Here is a 19,058-nt window from a genome sequence, read left to right on the forward strand (position 1 = left end):
GCCGTGGGCATCAGAACACACCCGCGAGCGACTTCTCGGCGTCCTTAACGCGCAACTTGCCCGAGAGGAGCTGCGGGAGCAGGGTATTACGCGTCGCGGCCAGCTGAAAATTTTCCTGACTCAGGCTGTGCAGGTGCTCCCGCATTGGAGCCGCCACGGCCTCAAAGGCATCGCGTTGAGTCTCAGGCACTAGCGGCACCTGTGCCTCTCCAAATCGATCAGCCCGTACGGCCGGGTAAGCGCTACCCTCGGCGACTGTCTCCAAGTAGCTAGTGAACTCGGCTCGCTTAGTGACCTCGTAAAGGTATGCGAATCCGACGTTCGTTGGCGTGAGTACGGCTAGACCAGTTGATCCAACGAGGTTGGGATCGGTAGACAAATTTAGCGAATGAGAACGTCGATTGGGCCGAACCGTTGACCAAAGGGTGTCTCCACGGCGGAGTACCCGACGCGCGCGCCCCGGAGCATCATTCCATTCGATTGGCTCCGGCACGCTGTGCGTTCCGACGCCGACTGCGGCTATATCCACATAGTGGATTTTCGCACCAGAAACAGGTTTGCGAGTCAGTGCGTTGATGTTCGCAAGTGTTGAGAGCGGGACGTCCATGCTTCTGCCCAGAATTAGAACGTCAAGCTCTGCCGCGAGGTACTCATCCGTCACTTTCTTAATCAATACGTTCGCAGAGATCTTGTCGTCGAGCGCACCCAGCACCTCCGCGATTGCCCGCTGCACATCAAGGGGTGGAAGCGGTATCTCAATTGATGAGAGTTCAGCCAAACTTAGATTCGCTTGCACCGACTGCACGACTAAGGACAGTGCGTGGTCGATTCGACTCCTGTCGCGGAGACAGTAGAGGAGATATCTGACGTCGATTTGCGCTTGATCAGGACGAATAATCGCCAGAGCTTGATTGGTGTTGGCCGGTAAGAGTGTTTCATCAACCCTTGCCACGCGACCGATTGTTCCAGCAATTGAAAAGAGAAGATCGTCAGGTTGAAGAATGGACCTATCTTGGCTGCGGTGAGTCTGCTCGCTAATGCGAGCGAGCTTTCGATTCTCGATGCGACCTTCTGAAGTTATTGATTCGACTTTCACGAATGCAACTCCTTCACGCAGGTAACCGCCCGTTGAGAGCGTGGGAGTCGTACCCTTCGTCACTCGGAGGCTGACCGATCCGACGGTCGCGCGCGCTGGCGCGGTCACGATACGCGCCCCAGCTGCTCGCGAACGACCGCCGCGAGGCGTTTGGACTCATCGAACTGAGCGAACAGCTCGGCACTGAGCCGGGCGATCTTCTCCTCGATCGGCTCGGCATCCTCTTCTGCCTCGGCGGCGCCGACATAGCGCCCCGGGGTCAGCGCGTAGTCCGCGGCTTTGATCTCGGCGAGCGACGCGGAGTAGGCAAAGCCGGGCTCGTTTGTGTACGCGAGGCCGGCATCCGCTGCGGAGGGCGCTCCGCGCCAGGCGTGATACGTGCCGGTGATCTTGGCGATGTCATCGTCGCTGAGGGCGCGCTCGGCACGGTCGACCATGGTGCCGAGGTTGCGGGCGTCGATGAAGAGCACCTGGCCGGTGCGGTCGATCGAGCCCTTCTCGCCCGACGTCTTGTCTTTGGCGAAGAACCAGGTGCAGACGGGAATGCCGGTGCTGCGGAACAGCTGGGTAGGCAGGGCGACCATGCAGGTGACGAGGTCGGCCTCAACGAGTTGGGCGCGAATCTCGCCTTCGCCGCCAGAGTTGGACGACATCGACCCGTTGGCCATCACCACACCGGCACTGCCGCCGGGGTTGAGCTTGGAGATGATGTGCTGAATCCAGGCGTAGTTGGCGTTGCCGGCGGGCGGCACGCCGTAGCGCCAACGCGGATCCTGCTCGTTGCGGGCCCAGTCCTTAATGTTGAACGGCGGGTTGGCGAGAATGTAGTCGGCCTGCATGTCGGGGTGCTGGTCGCGGGCGAAGGTGTCACCCCAGCGGCTGGCGAGGTTGCCGTTGAGTCCGTGAATGGCGAGGTTCATCTTGGCCATGCGCCAGGTGCGCTCGTTCAGTTCCTGGCCGAAGACCGAGAGCTCTGAGCCCTCCTTGTGGTGGTTCTCAAGGAATTTCTCGGCCTGGACGAACATGCCGCCCGAGCCGCAGCACGGGTCGTAGACGCGGCCACGGGTGGGTTCGAGCATCTCGACCAGCACGCGCACGACGCCGGCGGGGGTGTAGAACTCGCCGCCGCGCTTGCCCTCGGCCTTGGCGAACTTCTCGAGAAAGTATTCGTAGACCTCGCCGAGCAGGTCGCGGGCCTTGGTCGACCCCTCGCCGGTGAACCGGGCGGAGTTGAACAGGTCGAGCAGTTCGCCCAGGCGACGCTGGTCGACACCGTCACGGTTGTAGATGCGCGGCAGCGTGGCCGCAAGGGTGGGGTTGGCGACCATGATGAGGTCCATGGCTTCATCGATGAGCTGGCCCACCTGTTTGAACGGCTCACCGGCCGCGCCTGCGATGCCCTTGGCGTTTTCGGCGATGTAGGTCCAGCGGGCGGCGGCCGGCACCCAGAACACGCGGCGCCCGGTGTATTCGTCGACGTCGTCGATGAGCTGGACGATCTGGTCCTCGTCGAGGCCGTCGGCGGCCAGTTCGGTGCGAATCTGCTCGCGACGCTCGTCGAAGGAGTCGCTCACGTATTTGAGGAACACCAGGCCGAGGATGACGTCTTTGTACTGTGACGCGTCCATGGATCCGCGCAGCTTGTCGGCGGCCTTCCAGAGGGTGTCCTTGAGTTCTTTCATGGTCGACGGCAGGGCGGCGATCTTGGTCTTCGGTGCCACTAGGTGGTTCCTTTCGATGGTGCGTCAGAAGCAAGGGTGATAGTGCCAGCGGTGACACCGGCCATGAGCAAATCGGTGAGCTGATCGAGCTGCCCCAGCCGTTCGCGCGCCAGCTTCTGTTCCCACCGTAGCGAGGTGAGAGCGTCGGCGAGCGCCGCGCGTTGATTCAGGGCGACCTGACGCACCGGCCAGGCGCGCCATCGGCGATGGCCGGGGGGCAACGCCGCGATGTCGGCGGCGAGTACCGCATCGAGCAGACCATTCGGGTCGGTCTGCTCGATGCGCAAAATGCGGGCCGGAAAGACCACGACCGAGGTGCCCTCGGTGTCGACCATTGCGGCAGGCCGTGGCGAGGTGCAAAACACCACGTCGCCGGGCTCGGTCACCCGCCCGGCGGGGTATTGTGCGGCAAACCGCAGGCGATCAATGCGTCGGTGGCCGAGCTGGGTCGTCGCGGCCACTTCGGCCGGGCCGATCAAACGGATGCCATCGGCATCCGTTGCACCCGCGATCATATCGTCGGCAGCGATGCGGTTGCCCGGGATGTAGTGCAGGTGCCCGGCGGTGAGCAGCTCGTGCATGGTTGACGAGCGGGCTGGCTCGCTCGCGGGTTCTACTGCCAGGTCGGCGTTGACCTGATCCGCCAGCTGGTCGATGGTCACGGCGAGCGCTGCCGCCGATTGGGCGGATGCCAGCGCGTCGGTGCGTGCTCCCGCGACGAGGTGCCGGCGGCTGGCGAGCAGGCTGCGGGTGAGCACGAGGCGGGCGAAGCGAAAGGCGTGGGCCCGCACGGTGCTCTGCGTGCCGAGCGAGGCAACGAGGTCGCTCACGAGATCGCCGATGACCACGTCATTGACCGGCGTGGCGATGAGGTCAGCCACCATGGCGTAGCGATCGGCGAGAGCGACCTCGGTGTGGGCGGCGCCGAGCACCCAGAGCGCCTGCAGTTGCTGGTGTTTGCGGGTCAGTAGCCCGGCGGGCAGGCGCACGATGGCGCGCACCCGGCCGGAGCGTAATAAGGAAGAGCGCAGTTGTTCGGCTTCGTGGCTCAGGCCGGGGTCGCTCAGGACGGACGCTGGTGCCAGCACCACGGCCAGTTGGTCGTCGGTCATTTGCAGAACGATTTGCTCGATGTTGGACAACATTTCGGCCGGCGTCATGGTTGGTCGGGCCGCCGAAGGGTATTGGGCTACGTGCACGGCGGCGCCGTCGACGGCGAAGGCACCGGAGGGGTGCACCTCCAGCCCGGTGCGCACGATCCCGTGCACCATGAGGCGGCGGCGCTGCAGCCGAGCGGTGGGGGTGTAGTCGTTCGCGGTCATTACCGGCAACTCGCCCGGTTCGGCGCTGTGGATGGCCACGACCAGGTCGCTCGCGCTGCCGGTGGGGTCGACGAGCACAGAGCTGGCGGGCTGAGTGAGCCGCAGCGCGGTGACGGTCTCGGCCATCAGATCGATAGCTGATCGGCTGAGCGTGAGGTCGCCCTCATCGCCAAGGGAACGTTTGAACCGGTCGGTGAGCATTCGCTCGAAAGCCGGTGCCGGGCCGAATGCGGCCTCGACCAGGGCGTCGACGTACCCGGCCACGGCGGGCAGGTTGTCGCCGATGGCCTCGACCTCGCGAAACAACATATCGTCGTCGGGGTCCTGCTCGTCGGCCAGATCGACGAGCTCGGCTGTGCTGTATCCGCCCAGGGCATGCTCGGTCGCCGCGCGCAGGGTGAGCAGGGCGGTCACGCCGCGAAAAGCTGTCTCGTCTTCATGCCGGGCATCGAGAACGGCGTAGGCCGCGGCATCCGCTGGGGCGTCGCGGTTATTGCCCCGGCCGGTGCGGTCAAGCCAGCTGCCGACTTGGTCGGCATCGAAGAGGTCGATCCCGCGCTGCCGGCTTACCGGGGTGGGAAACGGAGTGTCGGTGTCGGCGGAGCGGCTGCGCCACACTGAAACGACCGGACGCTGCACGTGAGCAAGGCTGGCGATATCGGACATGGTCATCAGCAGGCTGGTGTCGGTGGTCGTCATGTTGCGCTCCTTTCGTGGGTGAGCTCAGGTTATGGCATCGCGCTCTTTTATAGAGTCAGCTACTGATAACCCCTGTTATCAGTATTCGATGCGCGCCTGCCGTAGCGCTGCAATAGCTTGATGTTGTGCCCGCCGCAGTCGGTCGGCACCAGCAGGAGAGGAACGGCCGTTGTCATTGGGGGGAATGGCCGCTCCTCGCCCGCTCCCGCTGCATCGAGCTAGAGGAGCCACCATCATGGAACCAGAATCCACGGACACCAAGACCGAACAACTCGCACCGCCGCCCCTGGCCCAAGCGGGCGCATTCAACAAACGCGATGTGACTATCGGTCTCGTCAGCCTGGGCCTCGGCCTCGTCGTCGGTGTCGGCGGCACGCTCATCGCAACGTCGCTGAGCGGCGGGGCAGGCACCATCTTTGCATCCGCCGCCACCGCCATCGCCGCCGCCACTGAAACGTGCGACGTCGTCGACAACGGGTGGATCACCTTGGGTGACGAGGGGCAAAGCGTCTCGATGCAGAGCGAAGGCGAAGATACTCCCGGTGCCGACTACATCGATGTTCTCTGCGTTCTCGATCAACTCGAGGTACCCGACAGCGTCAACACCCGCATCGGCAGCACGCGCGCACTCGACGGTCGGCAGACGGCGATGTGGGACGAATTCGACGCTTCCTGGGGCTATCACCCAGATAGCGGTCTCGACATCGTGGTCGAACTTTCCCAGCAGTAGCCCTGCCAGCCCATTTCATGCACGCATCACAACAAACAGAGGATCACAACATGCCCACGACCAACCGCAACGCACCACCCGTCGGAGTGCCGACATCCCAGCAAGAACAGTTCCTGCGGCCAGCTCCGCCAGCGGTACCGGCCACAGACGCACGAATGATCGGCCCCTCGGTCTCACAGAAGTCCTTTGTGGTTACTTGGCTCTTCGCCTGGCTGCTCGGTGTCTTTGGTGTGGACCGCTTTTACCTGGGCAAGATCGGCTCCGGCATAGCGAAACTGCTGACCTTCGGCGGCTTGGGAATCTGGTGGCTGGTCGACATCATCCTCGTGCTGGCCAAGGGCCGCGACAAGCAGGGACTCCAACTCGCCGGGTACGACCAGTACAAGAAGATCGCCTGGATCGTCACCGGCGCGGTGACCGTGCTGTCGATGATTGTCTCCGGAGTCAACGCGAGCAACGCCCCGAGTGATACCTCTGCGGCCGTGGCTCCGGTCGCCGATTCAGCGGCTGAACCGGCCGTGGAGGAACCGATCGTTGAAGAGCCGGTCGTTGAAGAGGCGCCAGTCGACACCGTGCAGTCCTGGGCCGACGAGACATTCGGCACCTTCGCGGTCATCACTCAGACCGGCACCGGCGACAACCTGGTCACGCTGCCAGCCGGCGCCACTGCCGGAATCGTCACCGCAACCCACGACGGCGCGAGAAACTTCTCCGCCTCTGTGCTCGACGCGAGCAACGCATCCACCGGGCAATTGCTCGTGAACACGATCGGCGCCTACAGCGGCACGACCGAGTACGGCTTCAGTTCGTTCGGTGAAGACACGACCCTGCAGATCACGGCCGATGGAAACTGGAGCCTGACCATCGCGCCCATCTCTGCGGCACCCGAGCTCGTCGCATCCGGTACCGGAGACGGCGTGTATCTCTTCGAAGGCTCCGGCGGCAAGCTCACGGCTACCCATGACGGCTCGAGAAACTTCTCGATCATCGAAGAGACCGGCGAAACCTTCAACATGGGACTACTCGTGAACGAGATCGGCGCCTACTCGGGAACAGTGCCGCTGAGCTCCGGCCCGTCCGCCATCGTCGTCAGCGCAAACGGCAACTGGACACTGCTCGCCGAATAATATGCCCGAAAAGGGGGGGGGTAGGTGGGGCCGGGCGAGGGCACTTCGGCCCCCACTACCGCGCAGTGGCATGAATCAACATAGGGGAAGCACCATGACCGGCAGTACCGAACCGAATCTGACACCGCCTCGCTCTGGCTCTGGCTCAAAGGGCGCAGCCCTTGTCCGCCGTTTGTTCATCGTTTTCAAGCGCATGCCCGACTTGCGTACCAAGCGCACCCCTCTCCCCGTCCTAGTCGCTACCAGCGCTGTCGCTGCAATCGCAATCGCGACTTTGGGATTCGTTCTCTCGAGCCAGGTAGGCGCAACGAATGACCTTCGGACGGAGTTCGCAACGAAGAGTGACAACTACGATTCGCTCCGAAGCGACTGGAGCAAACAGAACGATACAATCAGCGACCTGAAGTCGAAGATTGGTGCCGCTGAACTTCGGGAGGAAAACCTCACGGCGGCAGAAGCAGCACTGACCACGCGGTCATCAGCCTTGGACACACGCGAGGGCGCGATTAAGGGCGCCGAAGACGCCGTCGCCGCCAACACTTTTGCTGGCGACGGAACATTTCGGGTTGGCACGGATATCCTGCCGGGTACTTCTTCCTCGGACGGCGGATCTAACTGCTAATGGGCACGTCTGAATGCCACCGGTGAAGACATCATCGACAACAACCTCAGCTCGGGTCCGGCCGTGATAACTGTAAAGGCCTCGGACGGCCTCATCAAGACATCCCGCTGCGCTCCGTTCACGAAGTCAGGCTAGGGCGGCTGTCCCCGGGGGACTACGGTCGAAACGCCCTGACCGACGGTGCGTCCACCAGGATCTCTGCGATCTGGGCTTCATCGTCCTTGACGCTGAGGACACCGAGGAGCAGTGGTATGAATCGGGTCAGGGCGGCGAAGCCGCCAGCCTGGTCCGGGTACACGCCGAGCGTGAGGAGGTGTGTGCTCCCGTTTGAGGTAGTCAACTCCACGCAGGGATAGTGCTCTTCTGCCGCGATTCCTTCTCGCACAGCGTCCGCGAAGGTGTTGCTATCGAGCTGTTCCTCGATCGAGACGACCTGGTCGAGGTTGATCCAGACGTCGTCGGCACCGATGATCGGCCGGGAGCGGTCGTGTCCGTAAGTGGTGGCGGCAAGTTTGAGAAAACGCATGACGGTCCTTTCGCGACGGGTAGGCCTTGACGCTAATGCGCGGAAACCGGCGGCCGCCGGCGACCAAGACATCTGTGGATAACGTCGCGGTGTGGGGGAGTGTGAGGGGGACGTTCCCCCTCACCGGGTGAGGCCGCCGCCTGGTGGCGGTCTCACCCGGTGTTATTGGCTGGTGTTGTCGAGGGCGGCGAGGGCAACTTCCAGTGCACGGTCGTAGCTGATTCCTGCGGGTCGGACCGAGCCGGGTACGAATCGTTGCGACTTGGGCAGTCGAAGCGTCCCGGAGTATCCTTCGGGCGCGTCCTGCAGGGGCCCATAGCCGGGGTGCAGGAGCAGCCACTGACTGAAGGGCTGCTCGTCGTTGCGGACGGCGGCACGAAATGTCGCGGTAGGGTTCTGGCATAGGGCCCAGAAGCGGTCGGCTTGGCCTCGCGCCGTGAGACGTTCACCCACCGGGCGGGGCATCACACCGGTGGGCTGCATGCGCTTCATGGTCGCGGCGTGCACATAAGGGCGGAGCTGGGAATCGTCGCGAGCGGAAAAGTCGTTCACGGCTGCGTGGGCGGCGCGTTCAGCCCGTCGTGCGGCGCGGTGCGCGGCGGTATCGTCTGCGTGTATTCGGGACCACTCGCTGGCTTCCATGACGCAGCACATGAGGTTCCAGTCATATCTGTAGAACCGGATGAGGGCGTCCCGGTAACGCTTTCTGGGGGTGCCGGGGGCCGCGTATCGGGCAAAGAATGCGTTGGCTGCTTTACGGTCGGCTGCTATGTCGTCGCTGGTGCGTTCGGGACGGGTGACGACGAGGAACTGGGGCATGAGACTCTCCGCTCAACTGATTTTTTTGCCTGTCTGGCAAGAGAATCGATAGAGAGCGGGAGTGCCGAAGTGCACGGCTGGTCGGGGGAAATAAGGGAGCCTGCGACCGCGCCCGACCAGGTGGGCACGCAGGCACGGAAGCGAACTACGATGACCGGCCAGACAGACGAAAAAAAGATACAGGACGTCCGCGCAGCGGTCCGAGGACCCACAGGGTCTCCCACCGGTTCCCCGCGGGGTTGCGTCTGTTGGTAGGCGGCGTCTCCGAGGTGCGACCGCCGATTCACGGGGTCGAGCACGCCGAGGTTTACGAGGTCCCTCGCCGAGCGGTGGTTACCACGCTGGTCGCTCTCCCTCGGCGCGCTCCGGTTCGTTTCATTACCGGAGGCGCTGCTTTGCTCCCGCGGACCTCGTCCTGGGCCCGGTGTTTAGTGGCCGATTTTGGCGATGAGGTCGGGTCGGAAGCCGGCCCAGTGGTTGTGGTCGTCGATGACGACGATGGGAGCGCTGCTGTAGCCGAGTTCGTCCTGCACGTAGGCGAGGGCGGCGGGTATTTCAGTGAGGTCGACGACGGTGTAGCTGACACCCTCCTTGTCGAGGGCGAGTTTGGTCATCCGGCACGGCTGGCAGTTCGGTTTCGTATAGACGATGACGCCGACTGTTTCGTTCATCGCGGGGCTCCTTTCACTCACACTGTCGGGGTGGCGCTGTTCGGTAGCGGAGGTTCGCTGTGCCTGGGAGGAAGCGACCATGAGTGCGGGACCGATTGGTGGGGCCAGTGGGTGAGGAAATAAGCGACCGGAGGGAACGCCGAGCCCAGTTGTCCCACCGGTCGGCACATTGTGTGCACGTTGGTCAGCGCCCGCCCGGGCCAGCACGCTCCTCGAACGAACAGCCACCACCCCTGACTTGGGTGGGGCCGCGCGGTTAGCCAACGGTCAGCGGATCAGCGGTGAACGCGACGTCGAGGTGCAGGTGATTGCAGGTGTCGTCGAACGGGGTGAAGTGCACCAGCGCCAAGTTGATGCCGGCCTCCCGCCGGCAGTCTGCCTGCCCAATCCGTGCCCCGGCGGGCATGACCGGGTCGAGGAGTCCGATCAGTCGGAGGGATTGTCCGTCGGCGCCGGTGAGGCTGCGGCCGCCCAGGGCGTAGAAGTCAACGGCGCCTCCGCCGCCGTTGATCCAGTGCGAGGACGCGGTGCCGGCGCCGAGGAGTTGCCCGGTGCATTTGCGGTTGATGTCGCTGACACCGACCTGGTGAAACTGGTTGACGGCCAGGACCATCACCTGCAGGATACGGGTGTCGATCCCGCAGTCCGGCACGCTCTGCCCGCTGGCGATCCACCGGATCTCCTTCAGATGGTCCGGGACCAGGCCGCGCAGCTGCCCGTTGTCGGCAGCGGTGACGAGCTGCTGCGCCAGAGCGACCGCATCCCCGCCACCAACACCACAGGCGCCGGGGGCACTGGCGGTCAATGCGGTGACGACGTCGGTCGCCGGTGCGAAGAACGGTGCGTAGTGTTCCGGGTCGGCGTTGATCTGCACAGCGGATGCTGCCGCCGACGGTGCCATCGTCTCCCACCCCGTGAGCGCCACTAGGCGTTGGAAGAATAGCCGAGCCGCGGTGGCGGGGTCCATCCGCTCCGCGAGGGATCCCCAGGTGGTGCGTTGTTGGAATAGGCCGCGGCTGTCCGGCCCGGCGGTATCGCCGTGGTCAAGGTTGACCAGGCTGGACTCCCCCATCGCCGTCATCACGCCGAGCGATTGAGCCTGGGCCGTGAGGCCGAGTTGGGCGCCGGAGTTGATGATATCGGCGGCGTTGGCGAGCTGGTCGCCGCTATACCCGGCGATCACCGGGTGCTGGGCGGCGTCCGCGCGGCTGACTGTGGCCACGCCGCAGGTGTTAGCGCCGGTGCCGGAGGAGAGGGAGACGGTGCCGCCGACGGTCAGGAGCAGGCCGGTGAGGCTGGCGGCGAGGAGTTTGACCAGGCCCATGATGTTAGAAGATGGTGCCGACGGACAGGCCCTCGTCGGTATTGGTCAGCTGCCGCTCCCACTCGGAGCGAATGTGCTCCACGTGCGCTTCCGGGTGCGACCCGAACTTGAAGATGTAATGCCCATCCGCCAGCGTCTCGATGGTGCGCGCCGTCTCCGGAGCGAATCCGAATGTCTGCTGGCACCAGAGGGCATCTTCGGGGCGGGACTGCCGGTAGACGACCACGGTTTGTGCTTCCTGGATGATGGCCATGCCGGGTGAGTCCTTGGGAATGTCGGTGCCTTTGTGCATGACGAACACGTTGGAAATGCCGAGGCCGCGGGAGAGTTTTTGGTTGGCTTTGATCAGCTGCGCCGACGGCCCGCCGATCATGTGCCAGCCCTCCTCATAGACGACGGTGGTGGCGGAGTCTCGTTCGCTGCGCAGCCGGCCCAGCATCCACATGTTCCCAATCGCCATCACCACCGGCACCGCCGGGCCGTCATCGGGCAGCTGGGAAATATCAAACGACGTCAGCTTGCCACTCAGGTCCACCGCTGCGGACGTTTCGCCGTCGAGGAGGCCGGCGTATTCGTCGAGCAGCCCGTTCAACGTCCACTTCACCGACAAGCCGGCCTTGTGCAGGTCGTCGCGGGCGGTGACCGACAGCGTCCGGTAGTCGTCATCGTCGACGACGAGGCCGAGGTTCGGCAGCACGTCGGCAAGCACCGGCGCCCGCCCGTGGGCCTGGCCGACCGTGCGGCGCAGCGCCGCCCGGACGGCCTCTTCTTCCCATTCGCTGAGGGGCTGATCGCCGCGGGCAATGCGGGTGACGATGTTCAGCAACCGCGTCTGACCTTTGACGCCGGTGCCGCGGGCGATCATCGGATCGAGCAGGTTCAGCGTGGTGCCGGTGCCGTCGGTGGTGAACCGAATCGGTTCGAACCCGTAATGCCGCACCACGTTGGAGTACTCGCCCTCCCCGTTCTGATCCTTCTTGTCAAACACCACCCCGCGCCGGCCTTGGAGCAGCAGGGGGCGGACGACGTAGTTGCATTTGGTGTGGGAGCTTTTGCCGGCGCCGACGTCGCCCATCACGATCACGTTCGGACTCGACACCTCCCGCGGCTCCGAGTTGTAGGCGGTGACGGGGTCGTAGGAGATCGTCGTCCGCGACAACACGTCCCGCCCATTGACGACACCGCGGGTACCGGTCGGCGGGCCGATCAGAGCGGTGTTGAGGATTTCCGCCTGCCGCGTCGTTGTGGGTGCTCCGGCCAGTGCCGGCGCGTAGAAGCCGCGGCGAGCAGCGGTCGTCTGGGTGCGCAGCGGTGTGCCGGGCAGCGCCCACGGCACAATCTCGACTGAACCAGCCCGAGCTCCGCCTGTGTCGACGGTCTCGTCGGCGGGCACTTCGATGGGCGGCGCGAAGCGGCGCAGCACCGGCAGTGACCACAGTCTCGAACGTGCGCTCTGGTCGGGTGTGGTCATGTGAGGGCTTCCTTGTCGGATTTGCCGGCCAAGCGGCTGTAGACGCGGGCGGAGAACGACTGCGCGGACGCGACCAGGCCTCGGCCGATCGGCCACGTCGCGCCCGAGGCCGCGGCCTGATACGAATCGAGCCAGTCCAGGCTTTCAATGCCGAGGCCGGTGGCGCAGGTCTCCTCGAGCTGCCGCGAAGCTCGCGCCAGCTCTTCCCGGGAGCGGACGGAGATGGTCACGAAGCCGATCCAGAGAGCACCGTGGTGCTGCGACCCGGAGACAAGGTCTTGCCGGCGGCGGCGGGCGGCCGTCATGTGCACGTCGGTATCGTCCGTGTCGAGCTGCCCGGCCTCCCTGCGGGAGAGGGCTTCGGCGGTGTCGCGGACCAGGTCTTGCCGGGCGGCGACTTTCGCCTCCGACGCCGGCACCAGATGAATGTGAAAGCTCACCGAGCGGATGAACTGGATGTCCTTCCCGATCAGCAGATCCAACACCCACAGCTGCGTGCGGGCCGCGGTCGCGAGCGCTTCGGCGCGGATCGCGGCGGTGCGATGCCACCACCGCACCGGCAGCCCGGTGAGCGGGTCGATGCTGTCGACGATGTGCGCGGAGAACTCTTCTTCGGCGGGTTCGCCGACCCTGTTCGGGTGCACGTCGGCGACGAAGTCGATCGGACGCGACGGGTTTTGCTGATGCCGCACCACCGCAGCCACCTGCCGCGCCGTCAGCACCTCCACCCGGCCGATCTTCGACTCCGTCAAACCACGTTTGGTGGAGGCGATCTCTTGCCGCATCAACGCCCGCCATCCGTCTCGGCCGTCGCCATACTTGACAGCAGCGTCAAAAAAAGACGGTGTGAGCGGCCAGTTGACAGTGACGAAATGGCGTTGCACCATCGCGTCGTTCCCGGTCAGGCGCAGTACCTCCTCGTAGGAGGCGACCGCGTCGACCGGCGCCGCCGGATCGAGGTTGTTGAGCACCCAGAATTCCTGCAACGCGGTATCGGCCGGCAACACCCGCGTGGTGATCTGCACGTCTTGGACGAGGACGGAGGGGACAGCTCGGGCGGCGAGGAACGCACCCCATCCATGGGCGGCGCGCGCCATGACGCTGACCGATTCGATCCCACGCAGCTGACCGCTGACAGTGAACGTCACCGACAGGTAACTTTGCTCACCGACAGGGGCATGCCAGGCAATGCCGGGCTCGCCCCTGCCGTATTGCAGCCAACCGAGCCCGTCCGACCCATCCGGGTTCGCCCGCATCGCCACCACCGCCCGGCCCGCCTCCGCGGCAGTCTCCCGAGCTACCGTGCCCTTGGTGGCGTGTGCGTCGGTGAGGGCTTGCTGGAGCTGGTCCCACGCGCCGACCTCGTAAGGCACGAACCGGGTCGTTCCGGCCCGGGTGCGTTTCTTCCACCGGGCTCGTTTACGCCGCCGATCGACGATCGATCCGCGGTGTGTTTTCGCCGTGACGAGGAACGTCACCCCGCAACTGACTGCTGCCGCTGCGAGAGCGGGCCAGCCGATCAGCGGGGTAAACACCATCCCGAACACGACCGAGCAGGCCAGGAAGATAATCCGGGCGCGGGAGTGCGTGCCGCCGAAGAAGGAGCGGTGCCCGCTCTCCCCGCCCAAATAGCGAATAACCGTACGATTGCGCAGGTCCGTCATCATGTGTGATCTCCTCCCAAAGTTGGGGTGTCATCCATCGACTCTGTCGCCTGTTCCCCCGCAGTCTGGACCATGTCCATACCCTTCCCGATTGCGTCGACGCCCTTGTGCGCGGCGGCAATCCCCGCCGCCGCGATCAACGTTGGGACGCCGACGACCGCGCCCGCGCCGGTTGCCGACTCCGCCGCGCCTGCCGCGGCGAGCCCGGTCTCAGCTGCGGCCGCGCCTGCGCCGGCGGCCGCACTTGCACCCGCAGCTCCCGCAGTGGCGGTCGCTGCCCGGCCGGCGCCGATCGTCGCCCCCTCGCCGACCGCAGTGGTGCCGGCTGCGGCCGCAGCGGCGCGGTTGCCGATTACCTCCGACAGGCTCCCCGGAGCTGTCGAGGACTCTGAGACGCGCTCGGTCGTGGAATCCGTGGATTCTTTCGTCGTCGTCGAGAAGGTCCGATCCTGGCTGGAGGGTTGGCCGTAGCGTTCGGTGGCTTCGGTCATGTTCTGCGCCCCAATGTGTTTCCCGACGTCCACGGATGGACCGGTGGTGCCGCCGAATGCCATCGGAATGATCGGGGCGAACTTCATCAGCAGTAATGGCGACAGCGCGGCCATCAGCAGACCGATGATCGCGACCATGAGGGACACCATCGATTGCAGGCCGAAGTTGTTGCCGAACGCGCTGATCTGGTTCGCCGTCATCGAAAAGGCCAAACCCAGCAGCAGGAACAGCAGCGGGTGGGCTGCGAGAATCCCAATCCACAACGCGGCGATCTTCAAGCCGAAGGAGCGCTTGTTCTTATCGATGATCCACACCAGTCCAAGCGGCAGCAACACGCCGGTGAAGTAGAGCGTCACCAGCTGAACAAGCAACATGAGCAACACCAGGAAGAGTGCAAGGATCATGCAGATCATCAGGATGACACCCATGACGATTCCACCAGTGATGCCGACTGGGTCGGCCTGCTCAATCATGGAGCTGAACTGCCCAGTGACGGTAGTCGCTGTGCCGGTCAGGCCGGCGGCGACGAAGACGTCCGTGAGGGAGTGGAAGAAGTTGATCAGCATGATCCCGAACATTGGGCCGAACATGGCCCCAACTAGAAATGTTCCAAAGTACAGTCCGACGGACTCGACCAGGTCGCGGCCGGCCTGGGCGCCGCGCGCCGTTCGCACAGCTTGCGGGATCAGCAGCAGCACGGCGACGAAGATCGCCGTAGCAAAGCTAATCTTGTAGGCGCTGATGAACCAGTCCGCCGTCAGATCCGGAAGCGTCGCACTGGTCAACGCCGGCATGATGTCCCGACTCATCCCCTCCGCCGTGTCGCGGAGCATCTTGAAGGTATTTCCCCACGGGTCCGACCAGTACGACACCACACCAGTCGCACCATTAATGATGTCCCCGATACCGCCAATCGGGTCCCAGCCGCCACCGTCGGTCGCGAGCTTGAATGTGCTCGAGAGCATCAGCATCCCTCCGTAAATGGCCGGCCCACCGAATACAGGGCTTCGGTCGTGCGGGTCCCGTTCGCATCGGCGATCTTCCACTGCCCGTCTTCCCAGACGGCTACGACCGTGATGGAGGATTTCAGGGTGGGGCTCAGCGCTCCGTTGACTACGAAAGCACTACCAATGGTGACTTCAACGCGGTCGTTGTTCGCCGCTTCAATGACCCAAACACCGGGGATGGTGCTCATGTAGTACTCGTCCCCCGGCGCGACGATGCCGCCCGATAAGTCAGGTCCGGCGGCGAGATAGCTCACCAAGTCGTCGGTAAACGATTCGCGTGCCATCGCACTATCCCCAACAGCAGCCGCATCGTCGGCTGCCGGATAGGGGAAACGCTGAATCCACCGTACGAAGGACGCTGCAAAATCAACGGCACCGCTGCTCGTGTGCGGCGCTTCCTGTTGCGCTGTCAAAACCATGGCCGCGTCTCGCGCGTCGCCGCCCAGGCATCCGGTCGGCTCCGTTTCGACCGGTGCGGTGCTCGGCGACGGCGTGCTGCTCTCTATCGGTATTGTCGGCTCGGCGGTAGGTGTGTCGGTGTCGGCTTGGCTACCGAAGTAGACGGCGCCAGCGATGATAAGTGCGCCGATGAGGATGGCGGCGCCGACGATCCAGGGCCACGAGCGGCGGGAGGGTGGTGCAGTCGCGTGCACGAGTACTCCTATCCGAAGACGGCGAGGATGGCGCCGACGATCACGGCGAGGGCGGCGAGCACCCCGAGGGAGATACCAGCCCACATGGCTTGGTTGCGGGCGGTTTTGTATTCGTTGGGGTTGCCACCGCTGGAGGCGCTCGCCATTTTGATGATCCCGATGATTAGGAACACGATCGCCAGGATGATGCCGATCCCCCACACCCCGGCGAGGAGCTTCTGCCAGAGCAGGGTGAATTCCGCCCCAAAGATGGTGAAGTCCGGCAGGATGCCGTCGAGCGGATTGTCGATCGTGCGCACCACGGTGCCCACGAGGGTCTGCAGGGATTCTGTGAGCATGACAGTTCGCCTTTCGCGGCTATCGAACGGTGGCTTGCAGGGTACGCACGACGCCCGCGGCCGCTGCGGCGAACGCCCGCCGCGTCCGTGGGTCGAGGTGATCGAGGGTGATCTGCCCGCGCTCGGCGATGTGCGGGTCATACGGGATGGTGAACACCTGCTCGACGCCAGCGTCGGCGATGATCTGGTCGACGCGGTCGACGACCTGCCTGTTTTCCGGCCGGCCGTCGGTCAGCCGCAGGATCGTGGCGTGGTCGGCCAGGCTCGCTGCCTTGCCGCCGGCCGACCGGAGTACGTCCAGCAGCGCGACCGCTTCCAACACCGCGTCCCCGGCGTTGAACACCGGAATCACCAACGCATCGGCCGTATCGACGGCGCCCTGGAACGCTGAGGAGGAGGGCTGGTTGCCGCTGTCCATGACGCGGATGCCGTAGTACTGATCGACGACCGCCGCGACGGCCACCACATCCTGGTGGGTCAGGCGCGGCCGGCGCCGGACGGTACCGATCACGGACGCGAACGAGGTTTGCGGGGCTGTGTAGCCGGCGAGTTGCCCGGCGCTGGTGATGGTGTCGACGTCGCGGACGAGTTCGCCCACGCCGCGGGCCGGGTTCCCCTCCGCCCGGAACGACAGCGCGCCGGGATCGTCGGACACCTCGAGGATGCACACCGATCCGCCACGGGCGGCGGCGAGGACTCCGCCGACGATGATCGCCGACGGCGTCTTCCCGACGCCGCCCTTCTGGTTGGCGACCAACACGCTCACCGCACGCGTCCACGTCGCCTGCCGAATCGTTTCCTCATCCCGCCGCAACGCTTCGGTCTGTTCGCGCTCGGCCAGCTCCGCCGGCCCCGGCGTCATCGAGAACCCAAGGCGCGACAGCACGCCGCGCAGGCCGCGCTGCGCACCCTGCGCTTGCGGGGCTGTGGAGAGCAGTCCGAGGTCGTGATCGGAACAGCCAAACAGATCGGCCAGAGCCGGCTCCGGCTGGCTTCCTGCCAGCATCTTCGGCGTCGCGGTGGACGGTGCACCAGTCTCGTCGACGGCCCGGAGCTCTGGGTCCGTGGCGGCAGGGCGTTCGTTGGTGGGAGCATCCGCTTCGATGTAGCCCTGCGCACGTGAGGCGCCGCGAAATGCGGTGCGCACGGGTGGGTCCGTGTGGTGGTTCGTGGTCTGTGTCGTTGTTTCCTGATTCTGACTGGACACAAGAAAATCTCCCTCTCTAGGACTCCATACGGTGCTCGTCAATCACCACAACGACACAGCGATTGGAATCAGTCACGGGGCTGGTCGGGCATTGGCGGATTAGGGCAATAGCCGGGCATATTTCTGCCAGCCATGCTGTCGTATCCGTTCGAGCGGACCGGGTGTGCACCGTCACTTTTCCCTTTCTGTGCGGCGTCGTTGCCGTCTACGTCGAGAGTAATGCTCACCTCTGACATTGCATGCGACACACCGCCAAGAAGACACGAAATGCCCTCAAAAAGTCCCGGCTGCAACAGCGGCCCCGGGACCGAGCAGTCTCCCACGCCCTTGGCAAGTGCTCGTCAGTTTGCAGGGGAAAAGACCTGTGCGGAAGCGGCTGGCGCCGCTGCGAACCTCAAATTTTGAGCCGCATCCGCGGCCTGTTTTCAAGGGCTTGTTTGACCTTTCCGGCCGGTCATCGTAGCTCGCTTCGCGCCTACGTTCCCAGATTCTCAGACGCGGTCGCAGGCTCCCTTATTTCGCCTGAGATTCTGGGCACTACAGCTCTCCCGCTCGCTATCGATTTCTCTCGCCGGAAGGCAAACAAAATATTCGGTCCAGGAGAGGGAGCCACCATCATGACCATCGCTGCGGTTATCGACACCATCAGCACCGACACCACCGTGAGCAGTCCCATCAGCCCCGACACCATCGCACGCACCGCTTGGGCCACCATCGCCGAACCCGGCGACCCCCACGTCGGCGCACTCATCGCCCGGTATGGGGCCGAACCAGCCCTGACCGCTCTACTCAGCCTCAACGGCGATACTGCGGCCAGCCAAGACGGGACCCTCGCGCAGCTGCGATCGACCAGTCTGCCTCGTTATTCGGTCAACCGGGTCGTCGACACGATCCGCCTCACCGTCGCAGGCGGGTACGAGCTGCTCACGCCATCACACCCGAACTGGCCGGCCTCCGTTGCCGATCTCGGAGAGACAAGTCCGTTTGCGCTCTGGGTACGCGGGGACGCTTCCCTTCTGAGCGCGCCGAGCGTGTCGCTGACGGGCACGCAGTTCGCGACCCCGTACGGCAAGCACGTATGTGTGGACCTGGCCTCCGGTCTAATCGAGCGCGGCTGGGCAATTGCCTCCGGCGCCGCTCGCGGCATCGACACCGCCGTCCTCGCCACCGGTCGGGCATTCGCGGGCCGCAACGTGGTTGTTCTTCCCACGGGCCTGGACGACACCTTCCCTGCGGAAATCGCGGAGCTGGTCGACGCAGTCGCGACGTGCGGTGTCGTCGTGAGTGAGATCCCACCGGGCTGCTCGCCCTCGGCGTGGCGGTTCCGACGTGGCAACCGACTCCTCGCGGCGCTCGCAACCAAGACCGTCATTGTCGAAGCGGAGTACGAGTCCGGGGACCTGAACACTGCGGTGACCGCCATGGAACTGGGCCGACCGTGCGGCGCCGTGCGCGGGTTGGCTGCGACCGTGGCTAATGCGGGATGCGAGCGGCTCATCCGTCAGTTCGGCGCCCAACTTGTCGCCAGCATTGACGACGCCGACCGACTCTGACTCTGGCGGGAGCGCT

The 19,058-nt window shown here is 64.7% G+C and carries 17 protein-coding genes; 4 read left to right on the top strand and 13 right to left on the bottom strand.

Features of this window, described 5'->3' with window-relative positions; genetic code table 11:
* Positions 1 to 10: 10 nt before the first annotated feature.
* From CXY83_RS01915 to CXY83_RS01925, 3 genes are all read right to left on the bottom strand, one after another.
* Positions 11 to 1,096 carry a restriction endonuclease subunit S gene (locus CXY83_RS01915; protein ID WP_158251804.1) on the bottom strand — a complete coding sequence of 362 codons (1,086 nt, stop codon included), beginning with the start codon at positions 1,094 to 1,096 and terminating at the stop codon, positions 11 to 13.
* A 104-nt stretch (positions 1,097 to 1,200) separates the two neighbouring features.
* Entirely contained in the window at positions 1,201 to 2,778 is a 1,578-nt protein-coding gene (locus tag CXY83_RS01920) for a class I SAM-dependent DNA methyltransferase (RefSeq protein ID WP_104195757.1), read from the bottom strand.
* Between the two features lie 38 nt (positions 2,779 to 2,816).
* Positions 2,817 to 4,838 (bottom strand): hypothetical protein, encoded by a 2,022-nt coding sequence (locus CXY83_RS01925; RefSeq protein ID WP_104195728.1) that lies wholly within the window; start codon positions 4,836 to 4,838, stop codon positions 2,817 to 2,819.
* A 235-nt stretch (positions 4,839 to 5,073) separates the two neighbouring features.
* Between CXY83_RS01925 and CXY83_RS01930 the strand changes: the two genes are divergently transcribed.
* From CXY83_RS01930 to CXY83_RS01940, 3 genes are all read left to right on the top strand, one after another.
* Positions 5,074 to 5,568: a hypothetical protein gene (locus tag CXY83_RS01930; protein ID WP_104195729.1), complete on the top strand. Its 495-nt coding sequence runs from the start codon at positions 5,074 to 5,076 to the stop codon at positions 5,566 to 5,568.
* A gap of 50 nt (positions 5,569 to 5,618) precedes the next feature.
* Positions 5,619 to 6,695 carry a TM2 domain-containing protein gene (locus tag CXY83_RS01935; RefSeq protein ID WP_233200519.1) on the top strand — a complete coding sequence of 359 codons (1,077 nt, stop codon included), beginning with the start codon at positions 5,619 to 5,621 and terminating at the stop codon, positions 6,693 to 6,695.
* 94 nt (positions 6,696 to 6,789) lie between these two features.
* The gene (locus tag CXY83_RS01940; RefSeq protein WP_104195731.1) at positions 6,790 to 7,317 is read left to right on the top strand and encodes a hypothetical protein; all 528 of its coding nucleotides are present in this window, start codon (positions 6,790 to 6,792) and stop codon (positions 7,315 to 7,317) included.
* Between the two features lie 154 nt (positions 7,318 to 7,471).
* On the opposite strand, the gene CXY83_RS01945 is transcribed toward CXY83_RS01940, so the two are convergent.
* From CXY83_RS01945 to CXY83_RS02005, 10 genes are all read right to left on the bottom strand, one after another.
* Positions 7,472 to 7,843 carry a hypothetical protein gene (locus CXY83_RS01945; protein ID WP_104195732.1) on the bottom strand — a complete coding sequence of 124 codons (372 nt, stop codon included), beginning with the start codon at positions 7,841 to 7,843 and terminating at the stop codon, positions 7,472 to 7,474.
* Between the two features lie 162 nt (positions 7,844 to 8,005).
* Positions 8,006 to 8,662, bottom strand: a complete 657-nt coding sequence (locus tag CXY83_RS01950) for a hypothetical protein (RefSeq protein ID WP_104195733.1) — start codon at positions 8,660 to 8,662, stop codon at positions 8,006 to 8,008.
* A gap of 428 nt (positions 8,663 to 9,090) precedes the next feature.
* Complete coding sequence (locus tag CXY83_RS01955) at positions 9,091 to 9,333, bottom strand: glutaredoxin family protein (protein ID WP_104195734.1); 243 nt, start codon at positions 9,331 to 9,333, stop codon at positions 9,091 to 9,093.
* A 256-nt stretch (positions 9,334 to 9,589) separates the two neighbouring features.
* Positions 9,590 to 10,657 carry a hypothetical protein gene (locus CXY83_RS01960; protein ID WP_233200520.1) on the bottom strand — a complete coding sequence of 356 codons (1,068 nt, stop codon included), beginning with the start codon at positions 10,655 to 10,657 and terminating at the stop codon, positions 9,590 to 9,592.
* A gap of 4 nt (positions 10,658 to 10,661) precedes the next feature.
* Positions 10,662 to 12,080 carry an ATP/GTP-binding protein gene (locus CXY83_RS01965; RefSeq protein WP_233200521.1) on the bottom strand — a complete coding sequence of 473 codons (1,419 nt, stop codon included), beginning with the start codon at positions 12,078 to 12,080 and terminating at the stop codon, positions 10,662 to 10,664.
* 44 nt (positions 12,081 to 12,124) lie between these two features.
* Positions 12,125 to 13,792, bottom strand: a complete 1,668-nt coding sequence (locus tag CXY83_RS01970; protein WP_233200522.1) for a hypothetical protein — start codon at positions 13,790 to 13,792, stop codon at positions 12,125 to 12,127.
* Entirely contained in the window at positions 13,792 to 15,249 is a 1,458-nt protein-coding gene (locus CXY83_RS17565) for a hypothetical protein (protein ID WP_158251805.1), read from the bottom strand. The genes CXY83_RS01970 and CXY83_RS17565 overlap by 1 nt, the downstream gene beginning before the upstream one ends.
* On the bottom strand, positions 15,249 to 15,944 hold the full coding sequence (locus tag CXY83_RS01995; RefSeq protein WP_104195741.1) for a hypothetical protein: 696 nt from the start codon (positions 15,942 to 15,944) through the stop codon (positions 15,249 to 15,251). Before CXY83_RS01995 ends, CXY83_RS17565 begins: the two co-directional genes overlap by 1 nt.
* 8 nt (positions 15,945 to 15,952) lie before the next feature.
* Positions 15,953 to 16,282, bottom strand: coding sequence for a pilin (locus CXY83_RS02000; protein ID WP_233200523.1), 330 nt, complete (start codon positions 16,280 to 16,282; stop codon positions 15,953 to 15,955).
* Positions 16,283 to 16,301: 19 nt separating this feature from the next.
* Positions 16,302 to 17,429: a hypothetical protein gene (locus CXY83_RS02005; RefSeq protein WP_146069820.1), complete on the bottom strand. Its 1,128-nt coding sequence runs from the start codon at positions 17,427 to 17,429 to the stop codon at positions 16,302 to 16,304.
* 677 nt (positions 17,430 to 18,106) lie between these two features.
* Here CXY83_RS02005 and CXY83_RS02010 point away from each other — a divergent pair.
* A complete protein-coding gene (locus CXY83_RS02010) occupies positions 18,107 to 19,042 on the top strand; it encodes a DNA-processing protein DprA (RefSeq protein WP_104195743.1) in 936 nt (311 codons plus the stop codon).
* The last annotated feature ends 16 nt before the right edge of the window (positions 19,043 to 19,058 follow it).

Source organism: Cryobacterium sp. M15, from assembly GCF_002929675.1.
In the GTDB taxonomy this organism is placed as follows: Bacteria; Actinomycetota; Actinomycetes; order Actinomycetales; family Microbacteriaceae; genus Cryobacterium; species Cryobacterium lyxosi.